We start from the raw sequence: 23947 nt of genomic DNA, 5'->3' as shown, positions 1-23947 counted from the left end.
CGCTGGAGCAGCAAGCTCACCCGTTCAGCGGCGTGGCAGCACTTCTCGTGGGTGACGCTGGTTTCGGGGAGTGATTCTGTGGTGGCGAGCGGACAACAAACCCTTGGTGGCGTTCGTGCTTTTGCCGCTCGGGCGGGCCGGGCTTCCCGCTGCGGACAGGAAGCGGGCCGGGTGGGTCAGACGGCGAAGCCCTGGCGCGGATTCGCGCTCGTCCAGCCGGATTCCGTGCTGATTTCGTTGCCCGAGCGGCTGTTTCCGGCTCGCACCGCTGCCGCCGTGCACAGCGGTGCCCCGGATTCGGGACTGTGCGGCCGAAACCGGACCCGGTCACGCATTCACGCTCCCCCAGCCGCACTCACTGCCGACCTCGTTGCCCAAGCGACAATTCCCGCCCCGAGACCCCCTGCCGCCATGCACAGCAGCACCCCGGACTCGCGACCGCGCGGCCGAAACCGGACCCGGTCACGCATTCACGCTCCCCCAGCCGTACTCACTGCCGACCTCGTTGCCCAAGCGACAATTCCCGCCCCGAGACCCCCTGCCGCCATGCACAGCAGCACCCCGGACTCGCGACCGCGCGGCCGAATCCGGACCCGCGCCGGAGCGCCCGGGGCCGGTCGGCGGACCCGGGCGCGGCTCAGTGCGCCGCCTCGTTCCACGACCGCCCGTAGCCGACCGAAACCTCCAGCGGCACCGCCAGTTCCGCGGCCGAGCCCATGCCCTCGCGGACCAGTTTCTCGACGTCCGCCCGCTCGCCGTCGGCGATTTCGAGGACCAGTTCGTCGTGGACCTGCAGCAGCACGCGGCTGCGCGCGCCCGCTTCGGCGAGGGCGCGGTGCACGTTCAGCATCGCCACCTTGATGATGTCCGCCGCGCTGCCCTGGATCGGGGCGTTCAGCGCCATCCGCTCGGCCATTTCGCGGCGCTGGCGGTTGTCGCTGTTCAAGTCCGGCAGGTAGCGGCGGCGGCCGAAGATCGTTTCGGTGTACCCGCACTTCGCGGCCTCTCCGACGACCGACTGCAGGTAGTCGCGCACCCCGCCGAACCGCGAGAAGTACGCCTCCATCTGCTCCTTCGCGTCTTCCGTGGAGATCTTCAGCTGCTGCGACAGGCCGTACGCCGACAAGCCGTACGCGAGCCCGTACGACATCGCCTTGACGCGGTAGCGCTGTTCCGGCGTGATTTCCGCGGCGGGCACGGAGAACGCGCGCGACGCGACGAACGTGTGCAGGTCTTCGCCGCTGTTGAAGGCTTCGATGAGGCCCTCGTCCTTCGACAGGTGCGCCATGATCCGCATTTCGATCTGGCTGTAGTCCGCGGTCATCAGCTCGGCGTAGCCGTCGCCGACCACGAACGCGTCGCGGATGCGCCTGCCTTCCTCGGTGCGCACCGGGATGTTCTGCAGGTTCGGCTCGATCGACGACAGCCGTCCGGTGGCCGCGATCGTCTGCTGCAGCGTGGTGTGGATGCGCCCGTCGTCGGCGACCGATTTGATCAGGCCCTCGACCGTCGTGCGCAGCCGCGTCGCGTCGCGGTGTTCCAGCAGGTGCTGCAGGAACGGGTGCTCGGTCTTCTCGAACAACGACTGCAGCGCGTCCGCGTCGGTGGTGTAGCCGGTCTTGGTGCGCTTGGTCTTCGGCATGCCCAGCTCGTCGAACAGCACCACCTGCAGCTGCTTCGGCGAACCGAGGTTGATCTGCTTGCCGATCACCTCGTACGCCGATTCCGCGGCCTGCGTGACCCGGCTGAGGTAGTGCGCCTCCAGCTCGGTGAGCTGGTCGGTGTCGACCGCGATGCCCGCCGCCTCGAGTTCGGTGATCACTTCCAGCAGCGGCAGTTCCAGTTCGGCGAGCAGCTTCGCGCCGCCGAGTTCCTCCAGCTCGGAACCGAGCGCGCCGGCCAGCTCGAAGACCGCGCGCGCCTTCACCAGTTCGGCGGAAATTTCCTTCTGCTCCAGCTCGTCCGCGCCGCCGTCGAGCAGCGACAGCTGACCGTCGCCGTCGCCGGCTTCCGAACGCAGCTCGCGGTGCAGGTAGCGCAGGGCCAGGTCGTCGAGCCCGAACGTGCGCTGGCCCGGCCGCGCGAGATACGCGGCGAGCGCGGTGTCCATGCTCAGTCCGGCGAACGTCCAGCCGCGGGCGCGCACCGCGTGCAGCGGCACCTTCAGGTCGTGGCCGATCTTGCGGATCTCCGGGTCCGCCAGCCAGGCCGACAGCGCCCGGTCGTCCGCCTCGTCCATCGCGGTGACGTCGACGTACGCGCCCTCGCCGTCGGCCGTGGCGAAGGCGACCGCCTTCAGGTCGGAGCGGACCGACGAGCCGGTGGTGCGGAACGACAGCGCGACCGGCTGTGCCGCGCCGGCGTGCGCTTCGAGCCACGCGCCGAGCGCGCCCGGCGCGAGCGCGGAGCCGGACACCTCGAAGCCCTCGTCGGCCTCCGGTTCGGCGCTGCTCAGGGTCTCGAAAAGCCGGTCGCGCAGGACGCGGAACTCCAGCTCGTCGAAGAGCCGGTGCACCGCCTCGCGGTTCCACGGGCGCAGCTCGAGCTGGTCGGGAGCCGATTCCAGCGGCACGTCCCGGACCAGCTCGGTGAGCTGCCGGTTGAGCTGGACCGACGACAGGTTCGCCCGCAGCGCCTCGCCGACCTTGCCCTTGACCTCGTCGACCCGGTCGATCAGGTCGGCCAGCGTGCCGAACTGCCGGATCCACTTGGCCGCGGTCTTCTCCCCCACGCCGGGGATGCCGGGCAGGTTGTCCGACGGGTCGCCGCGCAGCGCCGCGAAGTCCGGGTACTGGGCCGGGGTGAGGCCGTATTTCTCCTCGACCGCGTCCGGCGTGAACCGCACGAGGTCGGAGACGCCCCGCTTCGGGTACAAAACGGTCACCCGTTCGTTGACCAGCTGCAACGCGTCGCGGTCGCCGGTGCAGATGAGGACGTCGTAGCCGTCGCCAGCCTGGGTGGTGAGCGTGGCGATGACGTCGTCGGCCTCGTAGTTCTCCTTCGTCAGCGAAGGGATGCCGAGCACGTCGAGCACCTCTTTGACCAGGTCGACCTGGCCGCGGAACTCGTCCGGCGTGGTGCTGCGGTTGGCCTTGTAGTCGGCGTACGTCTCCGACCGGAAGGTCTTGCGCGACAGGTCGAAGGCGACCGCGAGATGCGTCGGCTTCTCGTCGCGCAGCAGGTTGATGAGCATCGAGGTGAAGCCGAAGACCGCGTTGGTGACCTGCCCGGTCTTCGTGCGGAAATTCTCCGCGGGCAGGGCGAAGAAGGCGCGGTAGGCCATCGAATGGCCGTCGATCAGCAGCAGCCGCGGGCGGTCGTGCGCGACTGCGGCGCCTGTGGCGTTGGCAACGGTTCGGTTCTCGGTCGGGCTCACGGGGGCGAGTCTAGGGTGAGGGTCTGACACTCTTGCGTGTCGCATACGGTTGAGGAGCAGAGAGTGACCGAGCAGACGGCGGAAATCACGCCGGGCCAGTTCGGGGGCGTGGACCCCGCGGCCGCAGGACAGCAGCTGAACGACAAGATCGGGCTGAAGCTGATCGAGCTGACCCCCGAACGGGTCGTCGGCACGATCCCGGTCGAAGGCAACCTCCAGCCCTACGGCCTCCTGCACGGCGGCGCGAACGCCACGGTCGCCGAAGCACTGGGCTCGGTGCTGGCCGCGCTCAACGCGGGCCCCGAACGCGCCGCGATGGGCCTCGAACTGTCCTGCACCCACCACCGCGCAGTCCGCTCCGGCACCGTCACCGGCGTGGCGACCCCACTGCACGTCGGCCGCAGCACCATCACGTCGGAAATCGTGCTCACCGACGACGAAGGCCGCCGCACCTGCACCGCCAGGCTCACCTGCGTAGTGCGGGACCGCCCGCCAGGTCGTATTTGATTGCCTCGGCTCCGCCGAGGCGCCGAGATCGCCTTCAAGCCGGTCTCTTCCCGCTCGGTTCACCCGGCCCGGGGGGCCGTGCGAACCGAGCGGGAAGAGACCGGCGCGATCTCGGGTCTTGGGTCGAGTTGAGTTCTAGGGCATCGGCCCACCGGTCAGCCGCAGCCGGTGCGGCCAGTCCGTTAAGGCGCCCACACCTCCCCCGCCCCCGATACGAAGCCGAAAACACGGCGCGGGGGTGCTTGTCAAGGCATCTTTCCCGCCTTGACAAGCACCCCCGCGCCGTAGTCACACTGAAAAATCGGGGTGCCACGCAACCACTGAAAACGGCGATGTCGCCGCCAGGCGACGAGCCGAAGACTCACCCCACCCCGAGATAAGCCTCCTTGATACTGGTATCGGCCAACAGCTCTTTCCCGGTGCCAGTCTTGGTAATCCGCCCAGTCTCCAGCACATAAGCCCGATGCGCCCGAGACAACGCCTGCTGCGCATTCTGCTCGACCAGCAGCACGGTCGTCCCCTGCCGGTTGATCTCGGTGATAATCCGGAAAATCTGCTGAATGAACTGCGGCGCCAACCCCATCGAAGGCTCGTCGAGCAACAGCAGCCGAGGCTTGGCCATCAACGCCCGCCCGATGGCGAGCATCTGCTGCTCGCCCCCGGACATCGTCCCGCCGACCTGGCTTTTGCGCTCAGCCAGTCTCGGGAACAGCTCGAACACCCGATCGAAATCCGGCTTCAGGTTCTTCCGGTCCTTGCGCGCGTAAGCGCCCATGTCCAGATTTTCCATCACCGTCATCCCGGGGAAAATCCCCCGCCCCTCCGGCGCCTGGGAAATCCCGCGCACCACGCGCAAATCCCCGCGCAGCCGGGAAATGTCCTCGCCGTCGAAGCGAATAGCGCCCCCGGAAATCGGCCGGATGCCGGAAATCGCCCGCATCGTGGTCGACTTGCCGGCGCCGTTCGCCCCGATGAGGGTGACGATCTCGCCCTCGTCGACCGTGATGGACAGCCCGGACACGGCCTGGATCCGCCCGTAGTGGACGGAAACGTCAGCAAGCTCAAGCAACGTCATCGTCGGGAACTCCCAGGTAAGCGGCGATCACGGCGGGGTTCTCCCGGATCTCGCCGGGTTGCCCGTCGGCGATCTTCTTGCCGAACTCGAGCACCACGATCCGGTCGGTGACGCCCATGACGAGCTTCATGTCGTGTTCGATCAGCAGGACGGTGTAGCCGTCGTCGCGGATCGTCCGGATCAGCCCCATGAGCTCTTCCTTCTCCGCCGGGTTGAACCCGGCGGCAGGCTCGTCGAGGCACAGCAGCTTCGGCTCGGTGGCGAGCGCCCGCGCGATCTCCAGCCGCCGCTGATAGCCGTAGGGCAGGTTCTTCGCGCGGTCCGCCGCCCGGTCGGCGATGCCGACGAACTCCAGCAGCGCCATGGCTTTCTCGATCGCCTGCTTCTCCTCGCGGTGGTGGCGAGGAACCCGCAGGAGCGCGCCGAGCAGGCTCGTCTTGTGCCGGGCGTCGGTGCCGACGACCACGTTCTCCAGCGCGGTCATCTCGGAGAACAGCCGGATGTTCTGGAACGTCCGGGCGATGCCGAGCTGGGTGATCCCGTGCCGCGACGTCTTGCCGAGCGGCTTGCCCTCGAGCAGCACCTGCCCCGACGACGGCCGGTAGACGCCGGTCATCGCGTTGAAGCAGGTGGTCTTGCCCGCGCCGTTCGGCCCGATCAGGCCGAGGATCTCGCCGCGGCGGATCTCGAAGGACACCGAATCGAGCGCCACCAGGCCGCCGAAGCGGACGGTGACGTCGTCGACCTTGAGCAGCGTCTGCCCGACCTCGGCCCGGATCTCCCGGTCCGGCGCGACGACCTCGGCGACCTCGGCCTCGTGCTCGGCGAGCTGTTCGGCGGTCATGTTCGCGACCTCGGCCACGAGGCCGCCCTCGGCCGGGACCTCGGGCCCGTTTCCGTTGCCAGGGACCGTCATGCCCTCTCCCCCGGGTTGTCGGTGGCCAGCGAACCGTCGCTGCTGACCTGCTCGCCCTTGCCGAGCAGCCGCTGGTACGCCTGCCTGCCGTAGGCGAGCAGCCGCTGCCGCGCGCCGAGCAGGCCCTGCGGGCGAAAGATCATCAGGATGATCAGCGCCAGGCCGAAGATCAGGTACTTGTACTCCGCGATCGCCTGGAACCGCAGCGGCACGTACGCCACCACGATCGCGCCCAGCAGCACGCCGACCTTGTTGCCCGCGCCGCCGAGGATCACCGCGGCCAGGAACAGCATCGACGTGACCACGTCGAACTTCTGGTTGTTCACGAAGCCCAGCTGTCCCGCGTACAGCGCGCCGGAAAGCCCGCCGACCGCGGCGCCGCCGACGAACGCCCAGATCTTGAACTTGAACGTCGGCACGCCCATGATCTCGGCCGCGTCCTCGTCGTCGCGGATCGCGACCCACGCGCGGCCGACGCGGCTGCGCTCGAGGTTCCCGACCACGAACAGGATCACGATGATGACCGTGACGCAGAGCCAATACCAGGGAGTGCCGTTGGTGTTGGTGAACAACGGGGTTCCGTCGGCGTTCGTGCCCGGCGGATGCCCGACGCCCTGGAAACCGCGGTTGCCGCGCAACGGTTCGATGTTGTCCGCCAGCAGGCGGACGATCTCGCCGAAGCCGAGCGTCACGATCGCCAGATAGTCGCCGCGCAAGCGCAGCGTCGGCGTCCCGAGGATCACGCCGAAGATCATCGTGACCACCATGGCGATCGGCAGCACGACGAGGAACGGCAGCTTCGACAGCGACGAGTCCGGGCTCGTGAACAGCGCCATCACGTAGGCGCCGATCGCGAAGAACCCGACGTAGCCGAGGTCGAGCAGGCCGGCCTGGCCGACGACGATGTTGAGGCCGATGGCGACCAGCGCGTAGCGGGCCACCTCGAACATCGCGATCGGGAAGTCGTACCCCGGCTGGGTGGTGATCAGCGGCGGGTTCAGCACCGGCAGCAGGTAGACCAGCGCCACCAGCGGGATGAGCACGCCCCACTGCTGGACCCGGGACAGGTTGTTCCACCAGTCCGACACCGGACGGCGGCGCGCCTTCGCCGGAGCGGCGGGCGGCGTCGAAGTCGTCGTCATACCCGTGCCTTTCCGAGCGATTCGCCGAGAATGCCGGTCGGGCGGACCATCAGGATCAGCACCAGCAGGACGAACGCGACGACGTCGCGCCACTGTCCGCCGAACAGCGACTGCCCGTAGTTCTCCACGACCCCGAGCAGCAGGCCGCCGAGCAGCGCGCCGCGCAGGTTGCCGATGCCGCCGAGCACCGCGGCGGTGAACGCCTTGATGCCGAGGATGAACCCGCCCTGGTACCAGGCGCCCTGCGGGATCTTCATCATGTAGAACAGCGCCGCCGCGCCGGCCAGCAGGCCGCCGATGAGGAACGTCAGCGTGATGACGCGTTCCTTGTTGACGCCCATCAGCGTCGCGGTGTCCGGGTCCTGCGCCACCGCGCGGATGCCGCGGCCGAACTTGGTGCGGTTGACGAACAGGTCGACGCCGATCATCAGCAGGATCGCGGCCACCACGGTGATGATGGTGACGATCGTGACGCTGCCGCCGAAGAGGGTGAACACCTCGTCGTTGCGCAGCAGCCGGATGCTGTTCTCCGGGTTGCCGCCGCGCCAGATGAAGATGATCTGCTGCAGCACGAACGACGCGCCGATGGCGGTGATCAGGAAGACCAGCCGGGGCGCTTTGCGTTTCCGCAGCGGCCGGTAGGCCACGCGTTCCAGCACGACCGCCGTGCCGCCGGAGACCGCCATCGCCGCGATCAGCGCGATCAGCAGGAAGCCGATCAGCTCGACTATCGGCAGGCTCGGCGTCGCGCCGGGCCGGAAACCCAAGCCGTAGAAGGTGAACCACACGCCGTAGGCGCCGTAGATGAACACCTCGGAGTGGGCGAAGTTGATGAGTTTGAGCACGCCGTAGACGAGGGTGTAGCCCAGCGCCACGAGCGCGTAGATGCTGCCGTAGGACAAACCGTCGATCGTGTTGTCCCAGAACTGGTTCAGGAACGAATCCACGTCGAAGTGGATCCAGCCTCCGCCGTCGGCAAGGACGAGGGAGCCGAGGTGGGTCATCGACACACTAGTTCTCCATGTGGGTCCGGGGTGCGGGCCCGGCGGGATCTGGCCGCCCGGCCCGCACCCCGGTATCTGGAACCGGCTGAGCGGGGAGCTACTTGATCTCGGTGTTGCGGACGATCTTTCCGTTGTCCACCTTGTAGGTCCACACCGCGGCGACGGGGAGCTCGCCCTTGTCGTCCCACTTGAAGTGCTTCGTGATGCCCTGGCCGTCGTAGTTCTTGACGAAGTCCAGCAGGCCCGCGCGGTCCTTCTTGCCCGCGTCGATGCCCCTCAGCAGGATCGTCGCGATGTCGTAGGCCTCCGGCGAGTAGGTGCCGGGCTCGCTGCCGGTCGCCGCCTTGTACGCGTCGGTGAACTTGGTGAACTGGTCCGCCGGGACGCACGGGCAGGTGAAGTACGCGCCGGCCGCGGCGTCGCCCGCGCCCTTCACGAACTGGTCGTCCTTCACGCCGTCCGGGCCGACGAACTTCGCCTTGACCTGAGCGTCGTTCAGCTGCTGCGCGAACGGAGCGGCTTCCTGGTAGTAGCCGGCGTAGAAGACCGCGTCCGGCTTCTCGCCCTTGATCTTGTTGACCACGGCGGAGAAGTCGGTCTGGCCGGTCTTGACCTGGTCGGTGCAGGACGCCTTGTCGCCGAGCGCCTTGACGGTCGCCTCGGACAGGCCGTTGCCGTACTGCGAGTCGTCCTTGACCACGCAGACCTTGTTCGCCTTGAGGTCGCCGGTGATGAACTTCGCGGCGGCCGGGCCCTGGGTGTTGTCGTTGCCCAGCCCGCGGAAGAAGGTCTTCCAGCCGTTCGTGGACAGGCTCGGGTCGGTCGCCGACGGCGTGACCGAAACGAGGCCGGCGCTGTTGAAGATGTTGCCCGCGGCCTTCGACTCGCCGGAGAACGGCAGGCCGATGACGCCGAGGATGGCCGGGGTGTTGACGATCTGGGTCACGATGCCCGGCGCCTTGTCCGGCGTGCCCTCGGTGTCGAACTGCTCCAGCTTGACCTGGCAGCCCGGGTTGGCCTTGTTGTGCTGGTCGACCGCCAGCTTCGCGCCCTTCAGGATGTTCTGGCCGAGGGCGGCGTTCTTGCCGTTGATCGTGCCGGCGTAGGCGATCGAGGTCGGCGCGCACTGCGCCTTGCCGTCTCCCGCCGGGTCCGCCGCGTTCGCCGCCGCCGACGGGGCCGCGGCCTGCGGCGCGCCGCTGTCGCCACCCGAGTCACCGCCGGTCCGCGCCGAGCAGGCGCCCAGGGAGATGACTCCCGCCGCGGCCAGCACGATGACCTTAGTGAGTCGTGCTCTCTGCACTCGTTCCTCCAAATGCCACCCGCCACGCTCCCCGGGGGAACGGCGGGTCCCTGCGTGGGACTTCGACTGGGCGCTGAACGTAGCCGCCGGGTGAGGTGTTGCACAGAGTCACAGCGAGTCTTGTATCCACATCGTGACGGTCGTCACGAGAATTAACGGACGATTTACACTCGATCGTCTTATTGCAACGACCGAGTGAATGACTCTTCGTGTTCGTGTGCCCCTCGAACGGACCTTGACCTGACGTCCGATCGATGGGGGCAGTGTAGGAACTTCCCCTCCGTCATCGTGACCGACACCACGATCCCCCGGCCTCCAAGGTAGCAACCTTGCCCTTTCGCGCAGGGCGGATCAACCCGCACGGGTGGGTCGCCGTTCGGTGCGGCGGAAGGGTTTTCGCTGGCCAGCGGCCAGATTTCGGCGCGGCCCGGCGGCCCGGGACGGAAGCGGCGAAACGGGCGGAGGTCCCGGTGGGCGGGAGCGCGTTCCGAGGCCGGGCGGTGACTCTCCGGAACGTTTTCCGGCGTCGCCGGCCCGCCGGAAAACGAAAAAGCGGGCGCGACCCCCTGGCCGCGCCCGCTTCCCCGGGTTTTTTCGCCGGTCGCTCAGCCGATGCTTTCCACGACCGCCTCGGCGACGGCTTTCATCGTGGTGCGCCGGTCCATCGCGGTGCGCTGGATCCAGCGGAACGCGTCCGGTTCGGTGAGCCCCTGGCGGCTCATCAGCAGGCCCTTCGCCCGGTCGATGACCTTGCGGGTCTCGAGCCGGTCGGTGAGCCCGGCGACCTCGGCCTCGAGGGCCTGCAGCTCGGAGAACCGGCTGACGGCCAGCTCGATCGCGGGCACGAGGTCGCGTTTGGCGAACGGTTTCACCAGGTACGCCATGGTGCCCGCGTCGCGGGCCCGTTCGACGAGGTCGCGCTGGCTGAACGCGGTGAGAATGACGACCGGCGCGATCCGGTCGCCGGTGATCCGCGCGGCCGCCTCGATGCCATCGAGCTTCGGCATCTTGACGTCGAGGATCACGAGGTCCGGCTTGAGGTCGGTGGCCAGGGCGATGGCCTCCTCGCCGTCGCCGGCCTCGCCGACGACCTCGTAGCCCTCCTCGCGCAGCATTTCCACCAGGTCGAGCCGGATGAGCGCCTCGTCTTCCGCGACGAGCACCCGTCGCTGCGGCACGCCGGCGGCGGCGCCGTTCGACTCGGCAGCCTGTTCGGTCACCGGTGTCCTCCTGAAGGCTCGGCGGGACGTCTTCGACACGCGGTCACCCGCGAGAGCCCAGCGTACCGGGACCGATCCAGATCCCACGATGGCCTTCACCACGAAGTGGCGGGCGACACCCAGCCCCGGCCCCAAGTCGATCACCGGACCCGGTCGCCGGAGGAGAGGGCGGGTCCCGTAGAGTTTCCGGCACTGCGCCCCCGTAGCCCAACTGGCAGAGGCAACGGATTCAAAACCCGTCCAGTGTGAGTTCGAATCTCACCGGGGGCACCGTCGAGAACCCCACCAGACGCGGCCAAGCCGGTCCGGTTCGTCCCTTCAGTTATCCCCTCCGCCGCACTCGCGATCGCGGGCAGCTCGTCTGCTGGAAGGGTGATCGCCAGTTTCGCATGGTTTCCGCCTTCGTGGACCTGGATCGCCAGCTGGACCGCCTCAAAGAGTGCTCCGGACAGATCCGCGGGGACCTTCGCGAAGTCGGCCACCAGCCGGGGCAATGCGTCGAGAAGACTGATGTCCTCCGTCGTCGGGCGCTTCGGCGCGGCGGCTTCCGCCTCGCGCAGCGCGTCGAACTCGGCAACGAGCTGCGGAGGCGATGACACCGACATTCAGGTCGACCTCGGTGGAACTCGCGGCGAGGCGCGCGTTCTTGTGCTGGATCTCCTCCTGCGCGGAATGCACATCGGCCGGGACACCGGCGCTGTCGGCTCCGTGCTCTTCGTCTTGCCCCATCAGATCGCGGGTGCGGCGGCGATCGGCGGCACGGGCTTCCTCGTGGGTTTTCACGGTGGTCCGCAGCGCGTAGTCGATACCGAATCCGAGATCGGCCAACCGGGCGAGGATTTCGTGACCGGGAAAGGGGAACGCGCGCGGCATTTCCGCGAGGATGAGATAGGCCTCGCAGCTCGCGAGGAGACCGTCGTCGGACGGGGTCAGGCATTTGACGAACCGCAGGTTCAGGGCCGCGAGCGGGGCGAGCAGCCCGGACGGCGGAGCCAGCACGTGGGAGAGGAATCCACGGAGCCAGCCCAGCGGAGTGCGGGCCTCGATCCGCGCACGGCGCACCAACACCGCCGACAACGGCACGCACCACCGGGTCGCGCCCAGCCAGTCCAGTAACGGCAGCTTCCACGCCACGACCGGCGATACCAGGAACACCACACCCTGCGTCAGCGTGCAGGACTCGCCAGGGAAAAGCCACCGTCCCAGCCTGGCATCCGCCAAGCATCCGCGGATACCGCCGCGGCCGCGTATAAGAGCGACCGACCAGCGTGTCGGTGCGGGGTTTCGGCGCGGGCACGGCTAGCGGGTGCCCCAGGAGCCGAACATCCCTGACACCGCGTCCAGGTTCAACAGGACGTTCCCGCAAATCGAGTGTTCTCAGGCACAGGCACGGTTCAGTAACGCGAACGGCACGACTGTCACCGCGATGCAATACCGTGACACAGCCGGTCGACATCTTCGAGGTACGACGGAGATCGTTCATGAGCATCTCGCCGAGTGCGGAGCGAACTGGCCATGGACAACCAAGCAGAGGGATTCTGACGAGACCGTGGAGGGGATAGTGCCTGCCAGTTTGCCGGCGGGGTTGGATCGCTACGTTCGGCCGTCTTCCGAGGGAGTCGAGGGCATCCTCGACGAAGACGGTTTCCTCGAAGTGCCGAGCACGAATATCGCCTGGTGGTACGGCGGCCCACAACCCATCCCCGTGGCGGAGCTGACCGGATCGGGTAGTTTCGTCCTGCTCGCGCCGGGCGGTGCGGGGAAGACGACCGTGCTCGAAGCCCTGAGGACCTGCGAGCCTACGGCGACGGTTGTTGACCTCAGCCTGTACGACAAGAGCGGCATGCACCGCGAACTGGCTGCCGCGATCGACATCGGGCAACCTGTCTATCTTGACGGGCTGGATGTCGCCGCTCGTGAAGTGCCAGGTGCGCTCCGCATCCTGCAGTCTCACCTGGTGAAACCCGAATCTCGCGGGATTCCTTGGCGGCTGGCCTGCCGCCCCGCAGCCTGGGACGCCCACCTGTCTCAAGCGCTATCCGACGCTCTGCCCGACTTTCAAAAGTTCGTCCTCTTGCCCCTGACCCGGGCCGCCGCAGCAGCACTGTGCGAGCGGATTGACGCACCCGAGGACTTCATCAACGCCGTCACCGACGCGAAGCTCGGCCGGCTTGCAGGATCGGCGCTGCGATTCCAGGCCGCGGCAGAGCAGTGGCGGGACAGCCGCACTTTGCCCGACAGTCCGTTAGCTGCGATCTCATACGAAGTTGAGCGTCTGCTCACCGACGCTGCCCCGACAGCTAACCCGACCCTCCCGCTTGATCGGATGCTCCGGATTGCTATGCGCATGGCTGCGATGGTCGTCTTCGGCGGCATCAACCGCTACGCCCGGACAAGTGAACCAGCTGCGCCGGGGCGTCGCGACGTGGCGACGCTTCCGTCCGCCCCCGAACCGGACGAGCCTGGCGTCATAGTCGGACCCGAGGCGTACGCCGAAGTACTCGACACAGCTCTCTTCGACGCCGCGCCCGGCAGCTCAGTAGCGTTCCGCCATCAGCAGTATGCGGAGTACCTCGCTGCGCGGTACGTGACTCAGCGCTCAAACGTCACTCACCGACAGGTCAGAGACTTGCTTCGGGCTGGAGCAGACGGACAGGTCCCCGGCGTTCTCGGCGGTGTCCTGGCTTGGCTCCTCGCCCTTCGGCCCGAACTGGCGAATGATCTTGTGCCTGCGAACGCGTATTTGCTGGCTCAAGCCGGGGTGGAACTGCAGTCGGACGAAATCCGCAGCTTGATCACTTCAGCCCTGCTCGAAACCGCACGCTCCGGAGACACCCAGCCAGAGTGGGGATACGACCTGCCTTGGCTGGGGCACCCGATGCTTGAAGCCGCCCTCAGCCAGCACCTCAACGACGGCCTGACCGACGCTGGGCACCTATGGTGGGTAGCCCGGCTGGCCGAAGCGACAGGTTGCAAGGGCGTTGTGGACCAACTTCTCGCGGAGGCGCTGGAAGAAAGCTGGCCAGACTGGGCACGCCGAGCAGCAGTAGCCGCCGTAGCGACCTCGGGCGACCTCGCTGCTGTCAACAGCCTGTCTCCGCTGCTGAGCCTTGACGCAGCGCGCGACCCGAATGACGAGTTGCGGGCCGCGGCGATCGAGGCGATGTATCCGCGCGTGTTAAGCACCACAAGCGTGCTGGAAGCATTAAAGCCGCGGAATAATCGGTCTCTGGTCGGCGCTTACGTTATGCTTCTGAGCCGTTTGCCCGGTCAGTTCGCGGTTGGTGACCTGCCTGAGGTTCTCGAATGGGCGTCTCAGCTGCCGGGACCCGGCGATGCCGCCTGGGGGCAGTTCCCGGAGCGGCTTGTCGAGGTCGCATGGCGCAACCGGCAGGCGGAGAATACCATGCCGGCCCTGGCTCGTTTTGTCGCGCATCTGATCGCTCCGTCGCCCTGGAGCTCCTGGACCTTTCACCGGAAACCGCCTTGGGAATCCGCGCCACGCGAAGAACGACGGCAGCTTCTGGTTTTCACGGCCCAGCATATGGATGCGATTAGTGCACATGACCTCGTCACATCCCATCTCGTCACCGACGATGACGCAGACTATTTGCTCGCCGACCTCATAAACCTCCCCACCGCTAGCTGGCCAGCGCTCGTTGAAATCCTTGGCCATCTCCTCTTCGAGCCAAGCCGCAGCCAGGCTGACGCTGTCCTCACGATGCAGGAGGATCATCCGGCCTTTGCGGCGACCGCATACTTTCGCGAGCCAGTGGAACTTGATTCGCCGATCGCTCAGCAAAGTAGGCGTTCTCGCGAGCGCGCGGTGCATCGGGAACGCCAGGCTGCCGAACGGATCCTTCATCAACGAGCCAGACTGGCCAAGGCGCTCGATGCCGCCAGCGCCGACGTCAACGAGTGGTGGACCATTCCTCTCGCGTTGGCCGGCCAGCGCCACGGCGATCTATTCACTCATGACCTCACGCACCGGGCTGGGTGGAAACTCCTCGACGATGTTGAGCGCGAGGTTGTGTTCAAACTTGGCTTGCGCTATCTCGAACAACACAAGCCGAGTACCTCTTCCGAGCACCTGCAGCAAATCAATGATCTCGACGTCATGGCCGACTGGTCTGGCGTGTTTTTCCTTACCACGCTCACTGCGCACCGACCGGAAGTCATTCAACAACTCGGCATCGACGTGTGGCAACGATGGGCAACGCCCATCGTCACAGCATGGAACGTTGACCACGAAAACGGAAGCAGGAAACTCCGCGAGCAACTCCTTGAGCTCGCACCAGCGACAGCACGCACATTTCTCGCCGAGGCTGCCCTTGCAGCTTTGCCAGCCGACTCTGAGCATTTGCCCCAATATGACACGTACCGGAATCTCATGCCAGAGCTAAGCTCGGATTTAATTCCGCGCCTAGTTCGAGGCGACTACTCGGGGAACCTGACCGAGAGTCTCGTGGACCTTCTTGTGAGAGAAGTTCCGGTTGCGGCATCCGAGCTCTGCCTGCACCTCTGGAACACCGGTCAGGCAGAATTTGCAGACACAGCCCTGCGCGGCCTTGCCGTCCTCGAATCCGAACTCGTTATCAACCTATACAATAACGGCGAACTCCCTGCGGATCAACTAACGAAAGCATCTCCCTGCCTCAAAATAACTACGTTGAGCAATCCCAGCCTCAGCCTGCTTGCTGAAGTCCTCCTCGATCTGCACCCGCCGCACAGGGATCCTCCTTGGGACAGTCACCCGCACTCGGATCGAAGCATAGAAAGAGCACGAGGCAGCGTGCTCGACGAGCTTGTTGCGCGCGGCCTCAGCGATGTTCTTGAAAATCTCCAAAAGGGCCGGCATGAGACTGATCGATCGATTCTCGCCAGCTACCTTCGCCGGGCGCGCGTTCGCGCCATGGACTTGACCTTCCGGCCGATCGAGCCAGCCGAACTGCTGCAGCTCCTTGGCCGCGCAGACGCACGTCTGGTACGCAACGACCAGGACCTGCAGTCCGTGGTAATTGAGGCCCTTGGCGACCTCCAGCGCATGATCGATCGCGAATCCTACCGCGACTTGTGGAACCTGGGAGACGTCGCGACTCCGAAGTCCGAAGACGACATCTCCGACTGGATTCGACGCAACCTCGAGCAACGCCTCGGCGGTGGCGCGGTCGTGGCTCGCGAACCCCAGGTGCGTCGCCCCAGAGACAAGGGAATCGGCACCCGCATCGACCTCACAGTGTTCGCGTCAACAGCAACCCAGCCCCGTAACCAAGCCACCGTGATAGCCGAGGCCAAACTCGTCAACCACAGAGAACTGTTCACTGCTATGCGCGAACAACTCGTTGAGCGCTATCTCAACCCGACCGGCCTGCGCCATGGCATCTACCTGGTGTACTGGGTCGATCCCTCGCAACGTCCGCCACATTGGCGACGTGGCCGCCTCGATTTGGAAGAGCTTGCCCGAGAGCTAGCGGAGCAAGCGCATGACCTCGGACCGGGTTTTACGATCGTCCCCGTTGTCCTCGATATAAGTCGTCCAGTCTCGTGAGGCGGTGCGCTGGTCGCGTCGGATCGGTCAACGATTCTCTCCGACTTGCACGCGCAAACACGCCCGATCCGATCATCACACCCGCTCGGGCAACTGCCGGTCACCGAAGACAACCAAGCACAGCAGACGGGCTCGTCGGCCAGCCGCATCGTAATTCCTCGCAGCAATCCACTCGCCAGGTTCCAGTACCTCGTCACCGTTGTGAGCTTGGGCAGCGAGAAGCTCCAGTTGCGCGGCTGATGCTGCGGCCTTTCGCCCCTGCGAGAGCAATACAGTCGTTGCCGTGTTCTCGGTGCCTGTTGCTTGATCTGCCTACGGCCGCTCTGCCCGGCTTGCCGTGGCTGAGTACATGTATCCGGCAATGTGGTCACGAACGAGTCTGACTTTCGCTCGCACCTCACAACGTTCGCGCTCGACCAACTCCGGCGGCTATAGATCACGTTTCCATTGACGGAGTCAACCGCCACTACTAGCGACAACGGCCTGACATCCGGCCCCATCTCACGAGGCAAGGTTGCTCTCGTTCACCCCGGATCTCCACGATGAGGGGCATCCTTCCGCAGGCCTACGCCTCTGATCTCGCAGCCGCGCCGAGCGATGGTGATGCCCCTCGACTCGTTGTCGCCTTGTCAAGGGTTGATGCCGCGGTGTGTCCAGATCTTCGTTTCGCCTCTTGACTTCTGTGGACCGGGAACACTGTCCCGGTCAGCCATTCCGCTGTCCGGCCTTGCTCGCGACCGAATCCCGCAGCCGGGCCAGCCGTTCCGCCGATTCCGAATCCGGCTCCGCCGACCAGATCACCAGCTGCTGGTCGACGTTGCCTGCCTGCTGGAAGCTGTCCCAGTCCAGCGACATCTCCCCTACCTCGGGATGCGCGACCGTCTTCGTGCCGAAGTTCTGGTGTGCCACCCGGCGTTCGGCCCACCAGCGGCCGAAGTCCGGGCTGGTCAGGGAGAGATCCCCGACCAGGCGCGACAGGGCCGGGTCGGTCGGGTTGCCCGCGGCGTTCATGCGCAGCACCGCGACGCACGTGCGCGCGACCTGTTCCCACTCCGGGTACCGCGCCCGCATTTCCGGATTCGTGAAGACCAGCCGGACGTAGTTGCGGTCCCGCTCGGGAATCTCGCTGAAATCGAGTAGCAGCGCGGCGGCGAGCGCGTTCCACGCCAGGATGTCCAGGTACCGGCCGAACACCAGCGCGGGCACCCGGTCCAGCTGGCCCAGCAGCCGCTCCAGCTGCGGGCGGATCGCGCGGCGGCGCCGGGCCGGTTCGCGCGGCGCGGGCGGCGAACCAGGCCGGGTGAGCAGGGTGCGGACGTAGTCGCGCTGTTCGCCGTCCAGCCGCAGGACTCGCTCCAGTGCTGCCTGGACCGGCTCGGACGGGGCGAGGCGGCCCTGTTCGATCCGGGTGTAGTAGTCCGTGCTGATCGAGACCAGCTGTGCCACTTCTTCGCGGCGCAGTCCGGGCACCCGGCGGCGCTCGCCGGCCGGGACGTCGAGGCCGACCTCGCGCGGCTGCAGCTCAGCGCGGCGGTGCTGGAAGAACTGTCCCAGCTCGCGCAGTTCAGTCGGTGCGTCGGCCATGCGTTCCACCCTACGTCGGATGCCGCATTCTCTCCTGGGAAGGATCTTTCCCAGGATAAGCCTCTCTCTCCTGGGCGCACCCGCGCGAGACGAAAATGGAGGCAGAAGCCGGGCAGGACGGGAAGGTCCCGCCGAGGTCCCGGCGAAGGAGCAGACACCATGACGGTCCAGCAGACCGCGGTCCGGTTCCTCAGCGACGGCAAGGAACTGGCCGGTCTCGTCCACCTCCCGGACAACGCCTCGGGCAAGCTGCCCGCGATTGTGGTCGGGCACCCGACCACCGGCGTCAAGGAACAGGCACCCGCCAACTACGCGCCGAAGCTCGCCGAGGACGGCTACGTCGTTCTCACCTTCGACGCGGCATACCAAGGCGAAAGCGAAGGACTCCCCCGCGGCCTGGAAGACCCGGTGCAGCGCGCCGACGACTTCCGCAACGCCGTCACCTATCTGGCCACCCGCCCGGACGTCGACCCCGAACGGATCGGCATCATGGGCATCTGCGGTTCCGGCGCCTACGCGCCCTACGCCGCCCAGACCGACCACCGCGTCAAGGCGGTCGCCGGGGTCAGCGGCACCGACGTCACCAGCTTCTTCCGCGACGTCGACCCCGACGCGTGGAAGGCCCAGGTCGCCGCTTCCGGCAACGCCCGCACCGAAGAAGCCGAGGGAAAACCGGCTCGGACAGTCCCGGTGCTGCCGGACGCGGTGGACGAGTCCACGCCCCCGGCGATCGCGGAGTTTTTCGACTACTACAAGACTCCGCGAGCCCAGCACCCGAACTCGATCGGCGCGTACGTCCTGCGCAGCGCCGACCTGCTCGACCAGTTCGACGCGTTCGCCGGCGTCGCGAAGATCGCCCCGCGCCCGCTGCTGATGATCGCGGGAACGGAAGCGATCACCCGCGGCTTCAGCGAGAAGGCCGTCGCGGACGTCGGCGAGTCCGGCAAGCTCGTGCTGATCGAGGGTGCCACGCACGTCGATCTCTACGACCGCGACCCGTACGTCGCCCAGGCCATCGACGAGCTGAAAGCGTTCTTCGGGCAACACCTGAAGGTGTGAGCCGGTCCCGGCCGCGCACCCGGCCCACCGGTCGGGTGCGCGGCCGAGCCCTTCTCCCGAACCGGTGTTAAATATATAATGCGTCCCTACGCCTGTGAGCTGATCATGTCGGGCCAGGTCAAACCGGGCGAATTCCTGCGCACCGAGCCGATCGCCGAGGCCGTGGGCGTCAGCAACACCCCGGTCCGCGAAGGCCTGCTGTCGCTGAGCAGCGAAGGCTTCGTGGAACTGGTGCCGCGCCGCGGATTCGTCGTCGCCCCGGTCTCCCGCCAGGACATCCGCGACCTGTTCTGGGCCCAAGCCCAGTTCTCCGCCGAGCTCGCCGCCCGCGCAGCGAAGCGGATCACTCCCGACGAGATCGCCCGGCTGGAAGCCATCAACGACGACTTCGAAAAGGCCGCCAAAGCCGGCGACCCCGAAACCGTCACCCGGCTAGGCCACGACTTCCACCGCCAGATCAACCTGGCAGCCGACTCGCACCGGCTCACGATGCTGCTCAACTCGGTGGTCAAGCACCTGCCGAACCGTTTCTACGGCTCCATCGAGGAACACGTCACCGCCACCCGCGACGACCACGTGGAGCTGGTCCAAGCCCTGCGCGGCCGGCACGCCCGGAAGGCCCGGACGATCGCCGAACGGCACATCCTCGAAGGCGCGGACAGCGTCATCAGGTCTCTCGAGGAACGCGGCCTGTGGGCGGACGAGGAAGCGACTGCCTGACCGCCGGGGCTCTCGGTACGCCCTCCGGTATCGCGAGCGGTGATCCGGCCACACGTCCGTCTCGGCAACGAAGCCGTCGGTGTGCTGGCTGCCTAATCATGACCGGTCTTCCGCATGGCCGCTCGGCGGCAGACGCCACTGAGCGGACCGACCGGCAGGCTTCTGGCCTTGGTCAGCGCCTCGGGACTGCGATCGACACGGTTGCGCGTCGAAGCTGCTCAGGAGAGGAGCCGCAGGGCCTTTACGGCCTCGCGTCGGCGCGCCGCAAGGGCGGGCCCGGCCTCGTCAGGTTCGGTGCCCGCAGGCTCTGGCAGTTCATCCAGCTGCCGTCTCGCATCCGACAGACCGTGGTGGAACTGGTCCAAGGTAGCCGCGTCACGGCGGCCGACACCCATCACCCGGTTAAGTTCGGCCAGGACCTCTGCAGGGTGACGACCGGTCAACCGTGCCAGCCGGTTGCCCGCCCGGTGCGGTTCGGACCGTTGAGGCCCGGCGAACGGTGCCGCTGGGCCAGGCCGTTTCCCCTCTCCGGAGCCCTCTTCCAGGAGGGCCGTGGCAGTCAGGTAGGTCCAGCAAGCCACCGGGTGAGGCGGCCAGCCGGTCGGTGCGCAGACGGTTGCAGAATCCCTGGGGTGCCAGTGTCCCGGGCAGGCGACATCCGCCGCAACGGCCGTCACGGGAACTCAACCGGGAAGGCTGTCTCGATCATCCCGTCGCGGACGACTACCCCATACGGCGTATTGGCGAGAAATCCGATCACCGCGCGAATGCCCTGCAGCGAGTCCCGCAATGCAGCACCGCCTGCCTGAAGGAGGGTGCGATCAACTACCGATCCTGTGACACTGGGCGAGCCGGGGCCGCCCAGGCCGGAAACTGACCGGATCCCGCAGGAAGGGCATCGCATCCGCCATGGACATCCAGGCAGGCGTGCACCACCGTGTCACCGGATTGCCCGCCACCGTGGACGAGGCCGTCGTGGCGCTCGGGCACCCGGTCGCACTCCCGACCGGTCCCCTGCACGGTCCGCCGGGCATCGAGACGCGGTCCTCCCGCGAGGTCGGCGAACCAGGCTGGGCCGACGCGATCACGCTCCGCTTCCGGGGCCCTCTGCTGTGCGTCGTCACGCAGAAACGAGACCGCTGCGCCGACTCGCTGGCCGCAACGGCGGCCACGACGCTCGGCTCGTGCTGGCAGTCCGGCCCGGTCGAAGCCGAGGACGCGGAACACCTGCTGTGGCAGCTCATCCGCACCGAGCAGGCCGCGTCCCGCCGCGGCCGCACCCAGCACACCACCGTCGACGGCCGCGCGCACACCGCAATCCGGGTCGAATACGCCGACCTTGCCGCCTGGGCCCTCGACCTCGGCGAGCTCCGCATCAGTCTCTCCGGGCCCGCCGACACCGTCGACGGCCGCGGTGTCGTCCTCTGGCTTCCCCAGCCCCCGGAAGGCCCACCGCCCCGCGGGCAGGGGAACCCTTGATCCTCTCCGTTCATTCGCGCGTGCGGCGCCAGCGGGAGGTCACCTGAGGCCGCGGTCGGCGGCTCGCAGCGGTGCGCCCAGCTGATGCAGATGGCCGAGGACCTGCCGGTAGGAGTGCAGCAGACCGGTCTGGGCGTAAGGGATCCCGTGGCGGCGGCAGAATCCTTCGACGATCGGCTGGGCTCGGCGCAAGTGCGGGCGGGGCATGTTCGGGAAGAGGTGGTGCTCGATCTGGTAGTTCAGCCCGCCGAGCACGAAGTCGACGACCCGGCCGCCGCGGATGTTGCGCGAGGTCAGCACTTGCCGGTGCAGGAAATCGGCCGGGCGCCCGGTCATCGTGGGCATTCCCTTGTGGTTCGGCGCGAACGAGCAGCCCATGTAGACGCCCCAGAGGGCTTGGTGCACCACGACGAACGCGGCCGCGAGACCGGGCGAGAGCACCAGGAACACCGCGGTGAGGTACCCCGCGGCGTGCGCGGTCAGCAGAATCCCTTCCACGCGGCGCATTTTCGTGTCGCCGCGCCACACCGCCCGGATTCCCGAGACGTGCAGGCTGAGCCCTTCGAGGGTGAGCAAGGGGAAGAAGAGGATCGCCTGGTTCTTGGCCATCCAGCGGAGAAAACCCCGCTTCGCGCGGGCCTGCGGGCCGGTGAAGGCCAGCGCCGGGATGTCGAGGTCGGGGTCGTGCTCCTCGTGGTTGGGGTTGGCGTGGTGCCGGTTGTGCCCGTCGATCCACCACTGGTAGCTCATCCCGACCAGGCCGCCGTGCACGACGCCGACCGCGTCGTTGGGGCGGCGGGTCCGGAAGATCTGCTTGTGCCCGGCGTCGTGGCCGACGAACGCCAGCTGCGCGAACACCACGGCCAGGAGGGCCGCGATCAGCAGCTGCCACCACGTGTCGCCCAGGAATGCGAAGGCGACCCACGCTCCGGCGAGCACCGCGAGGTTCGCGGTGATCACTGCCGCGTAGTAGCCGTGGCGGCGGCGCAGCAGCCCGGCTTCCCGGATTTCGGCGAGCAGGGTGCCGTATGCCGCCGGAGCGTTCATCGGCGCGTCGTCGCAGGGGCTCCGGAGAACGAGGAGGAGAACCGGACGCCGCGGCTGCGGCGCTGATCGGCGGGGGAAAGCGTGCGCCCGGCGGCGTGCGAGACGGGATGGCTGAACAGGACGGGCGCGGCCGGGGCGCGAGCGCTGCGGGAACGTACGGGTATGCGCGACAAAGGAACTCCTGGGAAGGGGGCGGGCGAAAGCGGCCGGCGGCGCGCGCACCGGCAGGCGGTGGCGAGCGGGCCGTCATCGGGAAAGGGCTTGGGGTCGCAGGTCGGACAGCGTCGGCAAGGCTCCTCGTGACCCGGGGTCGAAAAGCGCGGCGCGAGCCTGCTGATCCCGACGCTACCCGCGTCGGCGGGCGGCTGCCGGACGGGGGTCCGGCTTGACGTCGCGGCCGCCGGTGTGTTCCACTGCTCTCGGTTGAAGATTTTTGTGCTCGTTGTTCCCGACGCCGCAGAGGTTTTTGGCGAGCGTCGTCTCGGTGCCTTTCCGGCTTTCCTTGGTTTCGCGCTCGCAACCCGGCCGCCTCGCTCGAGGTCGCGCCGCATCGTTTCGACACGGCAAGGAAGTGCTCGGATGTCCGAAGGCACTGTGAAGTGGTTCAATTCCGAAAAGGGATTCGGTTTCATCGCCCCCGACGACGGAGGCAGCGACGTGTTCGTCCACTATTCGGAAATCGCCGGCGGCGGGTTCCGCAGCCTCGACGAGAACGCCCGCGTGCAGTTCGACGTCGGCCAGGGCAACCGCGGCCCGCAGGCCACGGCGGTGTCGGTCCTCTGACCACCGTCACGCCTGCCGGGCGTCCGCGCCGCCGCGGACGCCCGGCGGCGCCTGCCCGCCCGCCCTCGTCCCCGCCGCGTTCGGCTTTCCGGGGTGCGGGGTGCAGACCGTGACCGCGATCCCCGCAGGACCGGCCGCGCAGCCCGCCTCCGACCGTGCCCGGAATTCGCGCGAGCACGAGCGATGCCGCGTCCGCGCGGCGCGCACAGTCGTCCGGACGGCGCGCGATCCGCGCGGCGAACCTCTCTTGCTGTCCATTGTGGACCTCAAGCCCGCCGGCGCCGCGGCGCCGAGCCTGGACTCCGCCCTGGCGGGCTACCTCCGGCAGGTGGCCGAGGAGGTCGGCGTTCCCCTCGACGCGGTGACCCACGAAGTCACCGACACCGCCACCGCCTACCTCGGCCTCAGCTCCGGCACCGCCGAGCACCCGCGGCGCGACCTGATGCTCGTCTGGGACGAACGGCTCGGCTGGTCCGTCGCGATCGAGCCGCGCGGCGACGACCGCTCGCCCGTGCTCTGCCGTCTCCGCGGCCACGTCGCGCCCCCGGCCGGGACCGTCGCGCAGTTCGTCGCCGGAGTTCTCGGCGGCGATCGCGGCGGCCAGCTCAGCCCCGTGCCTCCTCAGCTCGACCGGGCGACCCTGGCGGCACACCTGAACGCGCTTTAGGTCGGCTCGCTGACGCGGACTCCCCGGCCCGCCGCGAGGTCCGGAGACTCGTGAGCGAATCCGGCGCACCGGGGAGGCGCGCAACCCCGGGCCTTCGGCCATCTGCGGACCGCGCGGGACCGGGGAGACGGCGCACGACCCGCGTCGTTTCCCCGGCCAGTTCTTCCCCGGCTACGCGGCCGCGGACACCGCCGGATCGTGTCGCCACCGCCGCCGGGCCGGAGTCGTAGCAGTCGCGTGGAGCGCGAAGGCAGCGGCGTTTCCCGCGCTGCGCAAGCTCGCGGGCCGGGAGAGCTGACGGCTGGCGGGCACGACAGTTTTCTTTCCTGGGCAGCGATGCCCGCTGCATGCGGATCTTCCGCAGACGGCGCGCCACCGACGCGGCCAGGACGAGGCTGGCTCGGCTGAGCTGCGGCTGGCGGGTCGGCAAGCTCACTCGCCGCCGCGTTCAGCCGGACGTTCGCGAGGACCGGACATCGGCATCCCGGCGCTGGCATTCCGGCGGGGCCGGGTTCCC

General features: G+C 67.7%; 18 protein-coding genes and 1 tRNA gene. 8 read left to right on the top strand and 11 right to left on the bottom strand.

What is annotated here, in order from left to right; translation table 11 throughout:
* Window positions 1-176 precede the first annotated feature (176 nt).
* Both F9C11_RS24270 and polA read right to left on the bottom strand, forming a co-directional pair.
* Window positions 177-335 (bottom strand): hypothetical protein, encoded by a 159-nt coding sequence (locus F9C11_RS24270; RefSeq protein ID WP_409179661.1) that lies wholly within the window; start codon window positions 333-335, stop codon window positions 177-179.
* A 302-nt stretch (window positions 336-637) separates the two neighbouring features.
* Entirely contained in the window at window positions 638-3376 is a 2739-nt protein-coding gene (gene polA, locus F9C11_RS24265) for a DNA polymerase I (RefSeq protein ID WP_409179660.1), read from the bottom strand.
* A 63-nt stretch (window positions 3377-3439) separates the two neighbouring features.
* On the opposite strand from polA, the gene F9C11_RS24260 reads away from it, so the two are divergent.
* Complete coding sequence (locus tag F9C11_RS24260; RefSeq protein WP_409179659.1) at window positions 3440-3883, top strand: PaaI family thioesterase; 444 nt, start codon at window positions 3440-3442, stop codon at window positions 3881-3883.
* Between the two features lie 361 nt (window positions 3884-4244).
* Here F9C11_RS24260 and F9C11_RS24255 read toward each other — a convergent pair whose 3' ends face one another.
* The 6 genes from F9C11_RS24255 to F9C11_RS24230 all read right to left on the bottom strand — a co-directional run bounded on the left by F9C11_RS24255 (window position 4245) and on the right by F9C11_RS24230 (window position 10543).
* The gene (locus F9C11_RS24255) at window positions 4245-4958 is read right to left on the bottom strand and encodes an ABC transporter ATP-binding protein (RefSeq protein WP_409179658.1); all 714 of its coding nucleotides are present in this window, start codon (window positions 4956-4958) and stop codon (window positions 4245-4247) included.
* Entirely contained in the window at window positions 4945-5874 is a 930-nt protein-coding gene (locus F9C11_RS24250; protein ID WP_409179657.1) for an ABC transporter ATP-binding protein, read from the bottom strand. Before F9C11_RS24250 ends, F9C11_RS24255 begins: the two co-directional genes overlap by 14 nt.
* Window positions 5871-7016 carry a branched-chain amino acid ABC transporter permease gene (locus F9C11_RS24245; RefSeq protein ID WP_409179656.1) on the bottom strand — a complete coding sequence of 382 codons (1146 nt, stop codon included), beginning with the start codon at window positions 7014-7016 and terminating at the stop codon, window positions 5871-5873. Before F9C11_RS24245 ends, F9C11_RS24250 begins: the two co-directional genes overlap by 4 nt.
* Entirely contained in the window at window positions 7013-8020 is a 1008-nt protein-coding gene (locus F9C11_RS24240; protein WP_409186964.1) for a branched-chain amino acid ABC transporter permease, read from the bottom strand. Before F9C11_RS24240 ends, F9C11_RS24245 begins: the two co-directional genes overlap by 4 nt.
* Before the next feature lie 97 nt (window positions 8021-8117).
* Window positions 8118-9293: a branched-chain amino acid ABC transporter substrate-binding protein gene (locus F9C11_RS24235; RefSeq protein WP_409186963.1), complete on the bottom strand. Its 1176-nt coding sequence runs from the start codon at window positions 9291-9293 to the stop codon at window positions 8118-8120.
* Window positions 9294-9928: 635 nt separating this feature from the next.
* On the bottom strand, window positions 9929-10543 hold the full coding sequence (locus F9C11_RS24230) for an ANTAR domain-containing response regulator (RefSeq protein WP_009079762.1): 615 nt from the start codon (window positions 10541-10543) through the stop codon (window positions 9929-9931).
* Between the two features lie 196 nt (window positions 10544-10739).
* Here F9C11_RS24230 and F9C11_RS24225 point away from each other — a divergent pair.
* A tRNA-Leu gene (locus F9C11_RS24225) sits at window positions 10740-10813 on the top strand.
* A 162-nt stretch (window positions 10814-10975) separates the two neighbouring features.
* Here F9C11_RS24225 and F9C11_RS24220 read toward each other — a convergent pair.
* On the bottom strand, window positions 10976-11698 hold the full coding sequence (locus F9C11_RS24220; protein WP_409179655.1) for a hypothetical protein: 723 nt from the start codon (window positions 11696-11698) through the stop codon (window positions 10976-10978).
* A 406-nt stretch (window positions 11699-12104) separates the two neighbouring features.
* Between F9C11_RS24220 and F9C11_RS24215 the strand changes: the two genes are divergently transcribed.
* The gene (locus tag F9C11_RS24215; RefSeq protein WP_409179654.1) at window positions 12105-16091 is read left to right on the top strand and encodes a hypothetical protein; all 3987 of its coding nucleotides are present in this window, start codon (window positions 12105-12107) and stop codon (window positions 16089-16091) included.
* Between the two features lie 705 nt (window positions 16092-16796).
* Here F9C11_RS24215 and F9C11_RS24210 read toward each other — a convergent pair.
* Window positions 16797-17675 (bottom strand): helix-turn-helix transcriptional regulator, encoded by an 879-nt coding sequence (locus tag F9C11_RS24210; RefSeq protein WP_409179653.1) that lies wholly within the window; start codon window positions 17673-17675, stop codon window positions 16797-16799.
* 159 nt (window positions 17676-17834) lie between these two features.
* On the opposite strand from F9C11_RS24210, the gene F9C11_RS24205 reads away from it, so the two are divergent.
* From F9C11_RS24205 to F9C11_RS24195, 3 genes are all read left to right on the top strand, one after another.
* A complete protein-coding gene (locus tag F9C11_RS24205; RefSeq protein ID WP_409179652.1) occupies window positions 17835-18734 on the top strand; it encodes an alpha/beta hydrolase in 900 nt (299 codons plus the stop codon).
* Window positions 18735-18812: 78 nt separating this feature from the next.
* Window positions 18813-19454 (top strand): GntR family transcriptional regulator, encoded by a 642-nt coding sequence (locus tag F9C11_RS24200; protein ID WP_409179651.1) that lies wholly within the window; start codon window positions 18813-18815, stop codon window positions 19452-19454.
* A 909-nt stretch (window positions 19455-20363) separates the two neighbouring features.
* Window positions 20364-20933 (top strand): hypothetical protein, encoded by a 570-nt coding sequence (locus F9C11_RS24195; RefSeq protein ID WP_409179650.1) that lies wholly within the window; start codon window positions 20364-20366, stop codon window positions 20931-20933.
* Between the two features lie 39 nt (window positions 20934-20972).
* Here F9C11_RS24195 and F9C11_RS24190 read toward each other — a convergent pair whose 3' ends face one another.
* Window positions 20973-21980, bottom strand: a complete 1008-nt coding sequence (locus tag F9C11_RS24190; protein WP_409179649.1) for a fatty acid desaturase family protein — start codon at window positions 21978-21980, stop codon at window positions 20973-20975.
* Between the two features lie 579 nt (window positions 21981-22559).
* On the opposite strand from F9C11_RS24190, the gene F9C11_RS24185 reads away from it, so the two are divergent.
* Both F9C11_RS24185 and F9C11_RS24180 read left to right on the top strand, forming a co-directional pair.
* Window positions 22560-22763, top strand: a complete 204-nt coding sequence (locus F9C11_RS24185; RefSeq protein ID WP_409179648.1) for a cold-shock protein — start codon at window positions 22560-22562, stop codon at window positions 22761-22763.
* A 109-nt stretch (window positions 22764-22872) separates the two neighbouring features.
* Complete coding sequence (locus tag F9C11_RS24180) at window positions 22873-23430, top strand: DUF6292 family protein (RefSeq protein WP_409179647.1); 558 nt, start codon at window positions 22873-22875, stop codon at window positions 23428-23430.
* Window positions 23431-23947 lie beyond the last annotated feature (517 nt).

This window comes from Amycolatopsis sp. VS8301801F10, from assembly GCF_046195355.1.
Classification (GTDB): Bacteria; Actinomycetota; Actinomycetes; order Mycobacteriales; family Pseudonocardiaceae; genus Amycolatopsis.
The sequence above is the reverse complement of the archived record's forward strand: the minus strand, read 5'-3'. Positions and strand labels throughout refer to the sequence as shown.